The sequence below is a fragment of the Streptomyces sp. NPDC102279 genome, from assembly GCF_044766365.1.
Taxonomy (GTDB): domain Bacteria; phylum Actinomycetota; class Actinomycetes; order Streptomycetales; family Streptomycetaceae; genus Streptomyces.
Genome location: NZ_JBIWLU010000002.1, coordinates 667,370 through 680,878 on the forward strand (window position 1 = coordinate 667,370; position 13,509 = coordinate 680,878).

The 13,509-nt window shown below is 73.0% G+C and carries 9 protein-coding genes; 8 read left to right on the top strand and 1 reads right to left on the bottom strand.

The genetic code is table 11. The features are described 5' to 3' along the window. Nucleotides 1-548 precede the first annotated feature (548 nt). The 8 genes from ACIRQH_RS06390 (at nt 549) to ACIRQH_RS06425 (ending at nt 11,415) form a co-directional block, all read left to right on the top strand. On the top strand, nt 549-1,376 hold the full coding sequence (locus ACIRQH_RS06390; RefSeq protein WP_388871086.1) for a cupin domain-containing protein: 828 nt from the start codon (nt 549-551) through the stop codon (nt 1,374-1,376). 7 nt (nt 1,377-1,383) lie between these two features. Further along, complete coding sequence (gene asnB, locus ACIRQH_RS06395; protein ID WP_388871089.1) at nt 1,384-3,261, top strand: asparagine synthase (glutamine-hydrolyzing); 1,878 nt, start codon at nt 1,384-1,386, stop codon at nt 3,259-3,261. Continuing rightward, complete coding sequence (locus tag ACIRQH_RS06400) at nt 3,258-4,292, top strand: PrpF domain-containing protein (protein WP_388871092.1); 1,035 nt, start codon at nt 3,258-3,260, stop codon at nt 4,290-4,292. Before asnB ends, ACIRQH_RS06400 begins: the two co-directional genes overlap by 4 nt. Then, on the top strand, nt 4,271-5,446 hold the full coding sequence (locus ACIRQH_RS06405) for an acyl-CoA dehydrogenase family protein (protein WP_404224501.1): 1,176 nt from the start codon (nt 4,271-4,273) through the stop codon (nt 5,444-5,446). The genes ACIRQH_RS06400 and ACIRQH_RS06405 overlap by 22 nt, the downstream gene beginning before the upstream one ends. Further along, nucleotides 5,434-6,837: a dihydroorotase family protein gene (locus tag ACIRQH_RS06410; protein ID WP_388871098.1), complete on the top strand. Its 1,404-nt coding sequence runs from the start codon at nt 5,434-5,436 to the stop codon at nt 6,835-6,837. The genes ACIRQH_RS06405 and ACIRQH_RS06410 overlap by 13 nt, the downstream gene beginning before the upstream one ends. After that, complete coding sequence (locus ACIRQH_RS06415; protein ID WP_358817775.1) at nt 6,834-7,361, top strand: flavin reductase family protein; 528 nt, start codon at nt 6,834-6,836, stop codon at nt 7,359-7,361. The genes ACIRQH_RS06410 and ACIRQH_RS06415 overlap by 4 nt, the downstream gene beginning before the upstream one ends. Nucleotides 7,362-7,499: 138 nt before the next feature. Continuing rightward, on the top strand, nt 7,500-7,958 hold the full coding sequence (locus ACIRQH_RS06420; RefSeq protein ID WP_388871101.1) for a MarR family winged helix-turn-helix transcriptional regulator: 459 nt from the start codon (nt 7,500-7,502) through the stop codon (nt 7,956-7,958). Between the two features lie 256 nt (nt 7,959-8,214). Beyond that, nucleotides 8,215-11,415 carry an alpha-L-rhamnosidase gene (locus ACIRQH_RS06425; protein WP_404224504.1) on the top strand — a complete coding sequence of 1,067 codons (3,201 nt, stop codon included), beginning with the start codon at nt 8,215-8,217 and terminating at the stop codon, nt 11,413-11,415. A gap of 174 nt (nt 11,416-11,589) precedes the next feature. Here ACIRQH_RS06425 and ACIRQH_RS06430 read toward each other — a convergent pair whose 3' ends face one another. Then, nucleotides 11,590-13,497 (bottom strand): ABC transporter ATP-binding protein, encoded by a 1,908-nt coding sequence (locus tag ACIRQH_RS06430; RefSeq protein ID WP_404224568.1) that lies wholly within the window; start codon nt 13,495-13,497, stop codon nt 11,590-11,592. Nucleotides 13,498-13,509 lie beyond the last annotated feature (12 nt).

Below are 13,509 nucleotides of genomic sequence, written 5' to 3' on the forward strand. Positions count from 1 at the left end.
CGGGCGGGCAGGCGGGCAGGCGGGCAGGCGGGCAGGCGGGCAGGCGGGCAGGCGGGCAGGCGGGCAGGCGGGCAGGCGGGCAGGCGGGCAGGCGGGCGCCCAACGCGCCGATCGGCGTTGGGTGTTGGCCATGGGCCCGGAGCCGAGCGTCGGCATCTCCCCCGTCCCGATCCCCTCGCCTCCGCTCCGCCGACGCCATGTCCCGGTCCCCACCGCCGTCTTCCCGTGACCGCTCCCGGGGCCGGGAGCGACGTGGGACACGACCGGGAACCCCTCGCGCGAACCTTCAACAGGAGAAGGAAGAACGACCGCGGTGACCGCACCGGCCGCCGCCCCGTCTCCACCGAGCAACCGGTCCACGACCACGCGGTGGTGACACCCCGGCCGTCCGGCACCGCTCCGCTCTCGTGCGACGGGCGCACGGTCAGCTCCCGCCGCCGGCTCCCGGCGAGGCCCCACCGGGCACCGCCCGCCACCCGCGCTCCCCCACAGCACCGGCAGGCCGACGCCACCGCGCCGGCCCTCGAACACAGGAAGCAGCCACCGGCATGCCCCCATCCACCGAAGCTCCCACCACCGCCCTCGGCGACGCCCGCATCATCACCGCTGCGGAGTTCGTGTTCCTCCCCGTCGCCGGGGCCGACCCCAACGCCCGCACCACGGTGGCGACCCCGGTCAGCCCGGCCGCCGGCGCCACCCACGTCACCCTCCACATCGTCCGGGTCGCCGCCGGTGAGTCGTACACCCCCGAGCACAGCGCGGCCGAGGAGAACACCGTCGTGGTGTACTCCGGCACCGGGACCGCCGCCGTCGGCGGCAACTCCCGCCTCGTAGAACGCGGTTCGTCCGCCTACGCCCCCACCGGCCAGGCGCTCACCCTCAGCGCCGACGGCGCCGGAATGACCGCGTACGTGTGGCGCACCCCGCTCGCGGGAGCCCCCGTCGGCAGCGCGCCCGTCCTGCACTCCTCCCTCTGGGACGACACCACCCAGCTGCGCGGCTTCGGCGGGACGGGACAGATCGATGCCGCCGAACGCCGGGCGACCATGAACTTCGTCTTCTGGCCCGGCAACGGCAGCAGCCGGCTGTGTCTGCACTGCGGCATCCAGCAGCCGGGCGAGACCTTCAGCGTCCACCTCCACCCCGACAGCGACGAGGCGTTCATCGCCTTCGAGGGCGTCGGTCAGATGTACCTGCGCGACCGCTGGATCGACGTCAGCGCGGGCGACGTGCTCTACGCGTCGCCCGGGGTCCTGCACGGCGCCCGCAACCCCCACACCGGGCCCACCGCCCGCCGCTTCGTCACCTGCGGTGGCCCCAGCCCCTACGACCCGGCGCTCTACTCCGCCGCCGGTCACTCCTCACAGGTCAGGTGAACGCAGCGTGTGCCGCATATACGGAACCTTCAACATCCACTCCGACGAGGCCGAACTGCGCCGTGTCGCCGACCTGATGCACCACGGCGGTCCCGACGCCCAGGGTGTCGCGCACCGGTCCGACTGGGCGCTCGGCAACAACCGGCTGTCCATCATGGACCCCGAGGGCGGCGCACAGCCGTACCACCTCGGCCGGGTCACCGTCGTCTTCAACGGTGAGATCTACAACCACCGTGACCTGCGTGAACGCCTGACCGGCCTGGGATTCCACTTCGAGGACCAGTGCGACGGCTCCATCCTGCCCGCGCTGTACCTGACCTACGGGGACCGGTTCGCCGAGCACCTGGACGGCATGTACTCCGTCGCCGTCATGGACCTGCGGAGCACACCCCGCATGGTGCTGGCCACCGACGACTCGGGCATGAAGCCGCTCTACTACCACTGGGAACAGGCCGCCGGCCGTTTCCACTTCGCCTCCGAACTGCCCGCGCTCCTCGGCTTCGCCGGGGTGCGGGCGGAGGAGGACGAGGCAGGTCTCGACGCCTATCTCACGTCGAAGACGCCGTTCGGCGACCGCACCATGTTCCGAGGTGTGCAGGTCATGCCGCCGGCCGCCACCGCCGTCCTCAGCCACCGGGACGGACTGCGCGTCAAGCAGCGCCCCATGGCCCACGAGCGGGGCCTGCGCCCCGACAAGGACCGCACCCTGGACGAGGCTGGCGACCAGCTGCGCGCCCTGCTCTCCGAGGAGGTGTCGCGCCTCCTGGTGGCGGACGCCCCCGTCGCCGCCGTCACCTCGGGCGGACTCGACTCCAGCCTCGTGACGGCGCTCGCCGCCCAGGCGCTGCGCGACAGCGGGGGGCACGGAAGCCTGCACACCTTCAACATCGCGTACACCGGCACCTGGCCCGGCGACGAACGCGCCTACGCCGCCGAGGTCGCCCGCGCCGCCGACACCCGACACCACCAGGTAGAAATCGATCCGGCCACCTTCCCCGACCTGATGACCGACGTGGTGCGCCACCTCGGACAGCCCAACGCCGATCCGATCACCCTGTCCACGTTCTCCCTCTTCCGCGCGGTCCGCGACGCCGGATTCAAGGTCGCCCTCACCGGTGACGCGGCCGACGAACTCTTCAGCGGCTACTCCCGTATGACCCAGGCGGTCGCCGCGCACCACGGTTCCGACTGGATCGACGACTACCTCGACCACCTCGCCGCCGTCCCGCGCTCCCTGCGCGAGAGCCTGTACACCGACGAGTACGCCTTCGCCGTGAACGCGGTCGGCTCCTCCCTGCCCTCCGACATCCGGCGCATCCTGCACGGCAGCCCCGGCACCCGGCTGCAGCGGATCGGCGCGGTGGAGCAGCGCTACCGGCTGCCGGCCTACCACCTGCGACGCGTCGACCACCTGTCGATGGCCAGCTCGGTCGAGGTGCGGCTGCCGTTCTGCCAGCCCTCCGTCGTCCGCTTCGCCTCCACCCTCACCGACGCGCAACGGCTCGTGCCCGGCCAGGGGGTGAAGCGTGCCCTGTACCGGTCGGCCCGGGGCCTGATCCCGCGCAGCGTGCTGGAGCGCCCCAAGCAGCCCTTCACTCTGCCGGTCACGGCGATGCTCGCCCCCGGCCAGCGGCTGTGGACCCTCGCCCGCGACGTCCTGTCCCCCCGGACGCTGCGCGCCGACGGACGCATCCGGCCCGAGCGGGTCGACGCGCTCTTCGACGAGCAGGCCACCCGGCCGAGCGACACCGTCTCGCTGGCCCTGTGGTCCCTGATGTCGCACCAGTTGTGGCGCCAGGAGTTCTTCGCGACGGCGGGCGCGACCGCGGGAGCCCCGCTCACCCTGCACACGCCGGCGCGGGTCCTCCAGGAGGCGGCGGCATGACCGTCAGCCTGGCCCGAGCGCACGGCACCCCGTGCCCCACCGCCGTGCTGGACGCGCGCACTCTGCCCGCCTCCGAGCCCGAACTGCTCGCCCGGCTCACCGAGTTGCGGTCGGCACTCGCCGAGCACGGAGCCGCGGACGTCCTCAAGAACGCACTCGTCCAGCCCTCCCGGCACCCCCTGTTCGACCTGGACTACCGCTTCGTCCAGTCGATGCCGGACCGTCTCGACAGCTTCGACCTGCGCGGCTCCTGCGGGCACTCCATCCTCGCCGCGGTCGAGGCGGCGGCGCGCACCGGCATGATCCAGCCCCTCGTGGCGGGCTGCCGGGTCCGGGTCAACGTGCTCAACAACGGGGACAACGTGGTGTGCGAGGCGGAGGAGACCTCCGACGGAGGCACCCGCTTCACGGCGCACTTCCTCTGCTCGCCGCCGCGCCCGGTCGACGAGCTCCTGATCACGGGTGAGCCGGTCACCGGCATCCGGTTCGACGGCCGTACGGTGCCGGTCTCCCTGGTCTCGATGGGCAATCCGTACCTCTTCGTGAACGCCGCCGAACTGGGCGTCCGCACGGTCGAGGAGCTCTTCGCCGACGACCCCGTGCTGTTCGACCGGATGACCCGGCTGCGGCTGGCCGTCTGCCGGGCGCAGGGCTGGGACACCGGCGGCGCCTTCCCGAAGGTGGCCGCGCTGCTCCCCGACGGTCCCGGCGCCCTCGCGGTCCGCGCCATCTCCGTACCGTCCTGGCACCCCACCGTGGCCCTCACCGGCGCGACCTGCCTCGCCGCGGGCGCCGCCGTCGAGGGCTCGATCCCGCACCTGCTGTCCGGCGCGGCGGAGCAGCCGGAGAACGGCATGCTCGCCCTGCGCACGCCGGGCGCCACCGTCCGCGCCTCGGCCCGCACGACGGGCGGTCCCCAGGACCGCCGGCTCGCCTGGGTCTCCGTCGCGGAGAAGCAGGTCGACTACCGCGGCCACTTCCTGCCCGCCCCCACCTCCCAGGAGTTGTCATGGCTTCCGCAGACAGCCTGACCGTGCCCGACGCGCCGGCCCTCACCGACGCGCCCCTCCCCCCGCCGGCCACCGGTCCGACCGCGGCGGTCCGCGAGCGCCTCGCCGCCTGTGCCCGGGACGCCGACCTGAGCGGCGAACCGGACCGGCGGGCCCTGGCCCTGCTGCGCGAGAGCGGTCTGCTCGGCCTGGCGCTGCCCTACGAGTACGGCGGGACCGGTGCCGACGCCCACGGACTGAACACGGCCGTCGAACAGGTCGCCCAGGTCAACGCGTCCGCCTCGATCATGCTCTTCCAGCACTACGCGGTCAGCACGCGCATCCTCGAACACGGCAGTCCGGCCCTGCGCCGCCGGCTGCTGCCCCGACTGGCCCGCGGCGACTGGCTCGCCGCCTCCGCCTGGAGCGAGACGGGTGCCGGCGCGAACAAGAAGCACCTGTCCACCACCGCCCGCCGCACGCCCGACGGCGGCTGGGTCCTCGACGGCGCCAAGTCCTTCACCACCAGCGCGGGCCTGGCCGACATCTACCTGGTGCTGGCGCAGACCGAGGAGCCCACGCCGGACGCCGCCCCCGACACGGGCTACGGCTCCGCGGGCCAGACGTTCTTCCTCATACCGGCGGACACGCCCGGACTGGAGCCGGACACCTCGCTGCGGCTGACCGGCATGCGCGGCTCGGCGACCGGATTCGTCTCCGTCCACGACTGCCACGTACCGGACACCGCGCGGCTGGGTCCGGTCGGCGCGGCGGCCTCGATCATCGCCGGTGTCCGGGACAGCGGAGCCACGCTCGGCGCCGTGTCCGTCGGCCTGGCGCAGGCGGCTCTCGACCTGGCCCACGAGCACGCCGAGCGGCGTGGTCTGACGGCGCAACAGGCCGTGCGCCACCGGCTGGTGGACATCGCGGGCGAGGTCGAGGCCGCGCGTGCGGTCGTCGAGCGGGCCGGCCGGCGTACGGCTCCCGACCCGGGGATCGCCACGCTGCACTCCAAGCTCTTCGCCTCCTCGGCCGCCGAACGTGTCGTCAACGCCGTGGAGCGGCTGCTCGGTTCGGCCGGCTACGTCGCCTCCAACGAGATCAACCGCTACGGCCGCGACGCGCGCGCCGTCGCCCTGATGGGACCGACCAACGACCTCTGCAAGGAACTGGTGAGTCTGACGTGGAACCGTTGAATCCCGAATCCGCGGACCTGCCCGCCGAACTGGTCGTCGAGGGCGGCCGGCTCGTCACCCCCGACGGTGTCCGCGACGGCACGGTGGTCGTCCGGGACGGTCGTGTCGCGGCCCTGCTCGCCCCGGACGAGCCGCTGCCCGCGGGCCCGCGTCTCGACGCCGTCGGCCGCTACGTGCTGCCGGGCCTGATCGACTCCCACGTCCACTTCCGCACTCCCGGACTGGAGTACAAGGAGGACTGGGAGCACGGCAGCCGGGCCGCCCTGGTGGGCGGCGTCACGACCGTGGTCGACATGCCCAACACCCGGCCGCCGTCGCTGGACGAGGCCGCTCTGATCGCCAAGGACGAGGTGATCCGGGGGACTTCGTGGGCCGACTACCGCTTCCATCTGGGCGCCGATCCGGACCGTCCGGAGTTGCTGGCGGACGTCGACCCGAGGATCGCGACCTCGGCGAAGGCGTTCATGGCCGGCCACCACACGGCGCCGGTCGTGTTCCGGGACGGCGAGCAGCTGAGGCGGGCCTTCGCCGCGGCGGCCCGGGGCGGGATCAGGCTCGTGCTGCACGCCGAGGACCAGCATGTCTTCGACCTGCTCGACGCGAGTTCGAGCCCCCCGGACTCGTACGGCGAGTACGAGCCGCACCGGCCGCGCTCGGGAGGCATCGTCGCCGTCGCCCAGGTCGTGCACCTCGTGCGGGAGTACGGCACGAAGGCGCACATCCTCCACGTGTCGTCGGCGGAGGAGGCCGATCTGCTGTCGGCGGCCGCCGCCGAGGGGCTGCCCCTCACCTTCGAAGTGACCGGCCACCACCTGTCGTTCACCCACGACGACACCACCCGGCGCGGTCCGCGGACCCGGCTCTCCCCGGCCATCCGCGAGTGCCGTGACCAGAAGCGTCTGTGGCGGGCCGTGCTGCACGGCGAGGCCGCCTCCCTCGGCAGCGACCACGCCCCGCACACGGTGGAGGAGAAGAACCGTCCGCCGGCCGACGCGCCGCCCGGTCTGCCCGGTGTCCAGGAACTCGCCACGGCCGTGTGGACGGGGCTGCGGAGCCGGGAGATCGGCCCGGACGAGGCCGCCTCGCATCTCGCCCGGCTCATGGGCTCTGGACCCGCCCGGCTCTTCGACCTGCCCGGCAAGGGCCGGCTCGAACCGGGCGCGGACGCCGATCTCACCCTGCTCGATCCGGTCGCGCGCTGGCAGTTCTCCGCGCACGACGTGCAGGCGCTGTGCGGCTGGTCCGCCTACGAGGGCTGGACGTTCACCGGGCGCTTCACGACGACGGTCAAGGCAGGTCGCGTGTCCTGGGACATCCGTACGGGCTTCTCCGGCCGTCCCGAGGGCCGCTGGCTCCAGGGTTCGGCCCGGCCTCTGGAGGTGGCACGGTGACTCCGGCGCTGCTCGCGTCCCAGCCGTCGACCGGCGCGGCCCAGGATCTCGCCGAGGCGTTCCGCGCCGCGATGTCCGCGCTGGCCGCCCCTGTCACCATCGTGACCTGCTACGACGACAGGGGCAGGCCGCGCGGTCTGACGGCCAGCGCCGTCAGCTCGCTCTCGCTCAGCCCGCCGCTGTTCCTCGTCTGCCTCGACCGCAACTCCCGTACGCACGAGGCCCTGACGGAGGCCGAGGACTTCGCCGTGCACCTGCTCGGACCCGGCGAGGAACACCTCGTCAGCCGGTTCATGCGGCCGGCCGAGCACCGTTTCGACGACGTCCCGCTGGCGGTGGAGTCCCTCCGGGCCCCCGTCCTGCGGGACGCGTCCCTGACCCTCACCTGCGTCCGCCACGACGTCCTGGAAGGAGGCGACCACACGATTCTGGTGGGGCGGGTGACCGATGTGGGCGGCGAGCCCGCGCACTCGGGTGGCCTGGTCTGGCACCGACGCGGCTTCGCGCACGCGCGACGGCCGTGAACCGGAGGGCGGGGGCTGCCGCCGCAGCGCGGCCGGCGGCCCCCGCCCGGCCCCCGCGGAGGACCCGTTCCTCCCTGGCTCCGCCCACCCCCGCAGGCGCCGCCGGCGCTCCTGCGCCGACAGACCGGGAGAACCCCTGTGACCACGCGTCCGCACCAGGTCTTCGAGGACCTCGCCCGTCTCGGCGCCCTGCTGTCGCAGGACATCGACGCCCGTCTGCGCGAGCAGTGCGGCCTCTCCCTGAACGGCTTCCGGGTACTCCTGACGGCCTCCGGCCGAGCCCCCTTCTGCCGCGTGCAGGAAATCGCCGACGCGCTCGCCCTCAGCGTGGGCGGTGCGAGCCAGGCCGTCGACCGGCTGGAGCGCCGTGGGCTGTGCGTACGAAGGTCGAATCCGCGGGACCGGCGCTCCAGCCTGGTCGACGTCACCCCCGCGGGACACGGACTGCTCGACGACGCGGCCCTCGTGTACGCCGACGCTCTCGACGCCCTCATCGGCGTTCGGCTCGCCGAGCCGGAGCTCGGCGAACTCGTCCGCCTCCTCGGGGTGTTACGCGTCGCAGCGGGCCCGGAGAGCCGCCTCGCGCCGGCCGGCTGAGGAACCTCACGTCCCACCGGCGTCCGCGGGCCGGGCCGGTCCGCCTCCCGCAGGTCGGACACCGTGTGCCGACTCGTCGGGACCTCGATTGAAACCGTTCAATCTCCGAGAATCGCGAACCGGCCACCTTCCCCGACACATCAGGCCAGTACAGCACCGTTACAGAAAATCCCTGCACACTCATTGACCCCCGCCTCTCACGCCCCTACCTTCACCGACGTGAATCGATTCACAACTCCGAGGTGAGGGGCCGCAATTGATCAGCAGGAGGAACATCCTGGCGAGCGCCGCGGGCGCGGTCGCCGTGACCGCCACGGGAGCGGGGGCGGCCGTGGCCGCACCGGCGTCCGCGGCGGCCGGGCAGCGCGGCGGGGCGCGGGTCACCGCGCCGACCGTCGAATACGTGCAGAACCCCTTGGGCCTGGACGCCCAACACCCCCGACTGAGCTGGCCGATGACCTCGGACACTCCGGGGATGCGGCAGAGCGCCTACCAGATCCGGGTCGCCTCCAGCGCGTCCGGCCTGTCCCGGCCCGACGTCTGGGACAGCGGCAGGGTGACCTCGGGCCAGTCGGCCCTGGTCCCGTACGCCGGACCTCAACTGGCGTCCCGTACAAGGTACTTCTGGTCGGTCCGCGTGTGGGGCAGCGACGGCGGCGTCTCCGCGTGGAGCGCGCCGTCCTGGTGGGAGACCGGCCTCATGGGCGCCGAGGACTGGTCGGCGACCTGGGTCTCCGCACCCACCGCGCTCACCGACGCGCCATCCCTCGACGGCAGTTCGTGGATCTGGTTCGCCGAGGGGGATCCGGCGAGCGGGGCCCCGAAGGGCACGCGCTGGTTCCGGCGGGTGGTCGACATCCCCGACGGCGTCACCTCGGCGAAGGTGGCCATCACCGCCGACAACGTCTACGCCCTCGCGGTGAACGGCACCGAGGTCGCCCGCACCGACCTGGCGACGGACAACGAGGACTGGCGCCGCCCGGCCGTCGTCGAGGTCCTCGCCCACCTGCGCCCCGGACGCAACGTTCTCGCCGTCGCGGCCACCAACGCGACGGAGAGTCCAGCGGGCCTGGTCGCGGCCCTCGACCTGCGGACGCCGTCCGGCGAGCAGCGGATCGTCACCGACACCTCCTGGAAGGCGACGGACGCGGAACCCGCGGCGGACTGGCGGGAGACCGGTTTCGACGACAGCGGCTGGCCGGCGGCGAAGGTGGCCGCGGCGTGGGGAGCCGGCCCCTGGGGACGGGTCGTGCCGGCGTCGTTCGCCGCCAACCAGCTGCGGCACGCGTTCACGCTCCCGCGCAGGAAGGTGGCCCGGGCGCGCCTGTACGCGACGGCGCTCGGCCTGTACGAGGCACACCTCAACGGCCGCCGGGTGGGCGTCGACCAGCTCGCCCCCGGCTGGACCGACTACCGCGAACGCGTCCAGTACCAGACCTACGACGTGACCTCGCTCGTGCGGTCGGGTGCCAACGCCCTCGGTGCCTGGGTGGCGCCGGGCTGGTACGCGGGCAACGTCGGCATGTTCGGACCCCACCAGTACGGCGAACGTCCGGCGTTCCTGGCACAGTTGGAGGTCGAGTACACCGACGGGACGAGCGAACGGATCACGTCGGGCGAGGGCTGGCGGGCCGCCGCCGGGCCCATCGTCGCCGCCGACCTGCTCGGCGGGGAGACGTACGACGCGCGGCTGGAGACCTCCGGCTGGACCTCACCCGGGTTCGACGACCGGAGCTGGCTGCCGGTGCGCGACGCGGGTGACGGCGCCCCGCCCCGGATCGTCGCGCAGGTGGACGGCCCGGTGCGGGTGGCCGGTGAGATGCCGGCCGAGAAGGTGACGCAACCGACCCCGGGCGTCCACGTGTTCGACCTGGGACAGAACATGGTCGGCTCGGTACGCCTGCGGGTGTCCGGCGCGGCCGGGACGACCGTGAGGATCAGACACGCGGAGGTCCTCAACCCGGACGGCACCCTGTACACGGCGAACCTCCGCTCGGCCGCCGCGACCGACACGTACACCCTGAAGGGCGGCGGCGAGGAGACCTACGAACCGCGGTTCACCTTCCACGGGTTCCGCTACGTCGAGATCACCGGCTTCCCCGGCACCCCCTCCGCGCGGGCCGTGACCGGCCGCGTGATGCATACCTCGGCGCCCTTCACCTTCGAGTTCGAGACCGACGTCCCGATGCTCAACCAGCTGCACAGCAACATCACTTGGGGGCAGCGCGGCAACTTCCTCTCCATACCGACGGACACCCCCGCCCGCGACGAGCGGCTCGGCTGGACCGGCGACATCAACGTGTTCGCGCCGACCGCCTCCTACACGATGGAGTCGGCCCGCTTCCTGGCGAAGTGGCTCGTCGACCTGCGCGACGCGCAGACGGCGGACGGCGCGTTCACCGACGTCGCGCCCATGGTCGGGACGGTCGGCAACGGTGTCGCGGGCTGGGGCGACGCCGGCGTGACGGTCCCCTGGGCGCTCTACCAGGCGTACGGCGACCGGAAGGTGCTGGAGGACGCCTGGCCGTCCGTCCAGGCCTGGCTGGCCTACCTGGAGCGCAACAGCGACGGACTGCTGCGGCCGGCCGGCGGGTACGGCGACTGGTTGAACGTCTCGGACGAGACCCCCAAGGACGTCATCGCCACCGCGTACTTCGCGCACAGCGCCGACCTCGCCGCCCGGATGGCGACGGAGCTGGGCAAGGACGCCACGCCCTCCTCCCGCCTCTTCGAGAGCGTCCGCGACGCGTTCCGCACCGCGTACGTCGGCGCCGACGGGAAGGTGAAGGGCGACACACAGACGGCGTACGTGCTCGCCCTGTCGATGGACCTGATGCCCGACGCCCTGCGCACCGCGGCGGCCGGCCGGCTCGTCGATCTGATCCGCGCCAAGGACTGGCACCTGTCGACCGGCTTCCTCGGCACACCGCGGCTGCTGCCCGTGCTCACGGACACCGGGCACACCGATGTCGCCTACCGGCTGCTCCAGCAGCGTTCCTTCCCGAGCTGGGGCTACCAGATCGACAAGGGCTCCACCACGATGTGGGAGCGGTGGGACTCCATCCGGCCCGACGGCAGCTTCCAGACGCCGGACATGAACTCGTTCAACCACTACGCCTACGGCTCGGTCGGCGAGTGGATGTACGCGAACATCGCCGGCATCTCGGCGGGCGGGCCGGGCTACCGGGAGATCGTCGTGCGGCCCCGGCCGGGCGGCGACGTCACCTCGGCGCGCGCCACGTTCACGTCGGTGCACGGTCCGGTCTCCACCCGCTGGACCCTGCGCTCGGGCACCTTCGACCTGACCTGCACCGTGCCCGCCAACACGACCGCCGAGGTGTGGATCCCGGCGGCCGGCCCGGAGGCGGTCACCCATACCCGGGCGACCTACGTGCGCAAGGAGGACGGCTGCGCGGTGTACCGGGTCGGCTCCGGCAGTCACCGGTTCACGGCCTAGAGACCGCGGGAGAAGGAAGGGAGAAGGAAGAGGGACGGGTCGGTCCCGGTGCGCGCTCCGCACCGGGACCGTTCCGGACACCGGGTGGGTGTCCGCGGAGGTTCGGCGGCCGCCCACCCGTTCCTCGTACCCCGCCACCGCCCGGCTTCCCGGACGCCGACCTCCCCCGGTGCCCTACGAGGTCGCCTCCACCGCCACGGCCGGCTCCGGCTCCGGGGCGTTCTCCCGCGCGGTCCTGAACTGCGTCCGGTACAGCTCCGCGTACCGGCCCCGCACGGCGAGCAGTTCCTCGTGGGTGCCCCGCTCGACGATCCGGCCCGCCTCGACGACGAGGATCAGGTCGGCGGCCCGCACGGTCGACAGCCGGTGCGCGATCACGACGGCGGTACGTCCCTCCAGCGCCTCGGCGAGCGCCTCCTGGACGGCCGCCTCCGAGGTGTTGTCGAGGTGGGCGGTGGCCTCGTCGAGGATGACGACCCGCTGGCGGGCGAGCAGCAGACGGGCGATGGTCATGCGCTGGCGCTCGCCACCGGAGAGCCGGTAGCCGCGTTCGCCGACGACGGTGTCGAGGCCGTCGGGCAGGGAGGCGACCAGCGCTTCGAGACGGGCGCGGCGCAGCACGTCCCACAGCTCGTCCTCGGTCGCGGCGGGCCGGGCGAGGAGCAGGTTCTCGCGGACGGACTCGTGGAAGAGGTGGCCGTCCTGGGTGACCATACCGAGGGTCGCGCGCATCGACGCGGCGCTGAGGTCGCGGACGTCGACGCCGCCGATCCGGACGGCGCCCGCGTCGGTGTCGTAGAGGCGCGGCAGGAGTTGCGCGATGGTCGACTTGCCGGCGCCGGAGGAGCCGACGAGCGCGACGGTCCGGCCGGGTTCGGCGCGGAAGGAGATGCCGTGCAGTACCTCGGCGCCGCCCCGGGTGTCGAGGGCGGCGACCTCTTCGAGCGAGGCGAGCGAGACCTTGTCGGCGGCCGGGTAGGCGAAGCGGACGTCGTCGAACTCGACGGCCACGGGCCCCTCGGGGACGTCGCGGGCGTCCGGCTTCTCGGCGATGAGCGGCTTGAGGTCGAGCACCTCGAAGACGCGCTCGAAGCTGACCAGGGCGCTCATCACCTCGACGCGCGCTCCGGCGAGCGAGGTGAGCGGCGCGTAGAGGCGGGTGAGCAGCAGGGCGAGGCTGACCACGGCGCCGGCGTCCAGGGTGCCGCGCAGTGCGAACCAGCCACCGAGACCGTAGACGAGGGCCAGCGCCAGGGCCGACACCAGGGTCAGCGCCGTGATGAACGCGGACTGCGCCATCGCCGTACGCACCCCGATGTCCCGCACCCGGCCGGCGCGCTCCGCGAACTCGACGGACTCCTGGCCGGGACGGCCGAAGAGCTTGACGAGGGTGGCGCCGGGGGCGGAGAAGCGCTCCGTCATGCGGGTGCCCATCGAGGCGTTGAGGTCGGCGGCCTCGCGCTGGAGCCGGGCCATGCGGCTGCCCATGCGCCGTGCGGGGAGCACGAACACGGGCAGCAGGACGAGCGCGAGCAGGGTGATCTGCCAGGAGAGGGTGAGCATCACGGCCAGGGTGAGCAGCAGCGTCACCACGTTGCTGACGACTCCGGACAGGGTGTTGCTGAAGGCGCGCTGGGCTCCGATGACGTCGTTGTTGAGTCGACTGACGAGCGCGCCCGTACGAGTACGTGTGAAGAACGCGACCGGCATGCGCTGCACATGATCGAACACAGCCGTCCGAAGATCGAGGATGAGTCCCTCGCCGAGCGTCGACGAGAGCAGGCGGCTCAGGAGACCGAGCGCCGCCTCGGCTACCGCGATGACCGCGATGAGCACGGCAAGGCGGACGACGGTGCGCTCGTCGCCGTGGGACACGATGGTGTTCACGACATGCCCCGCGAGCAGCGGTGTCGCGACGGCCAGCAGCGCGGTCGCCACGCTGAGGACGACGAACTGGGCGATCCGGCGGCGGTGCGGGCGGGCGAAGACGGCGATGCGGCGCAGCGTCGCGGGGTCGAAGGGCCTGCGTTCCCGCTGGGCGTTCATCACGCTGTACAGCTGGGTCCAAGCCGTGCTCTCCATGCTCATGGAGAG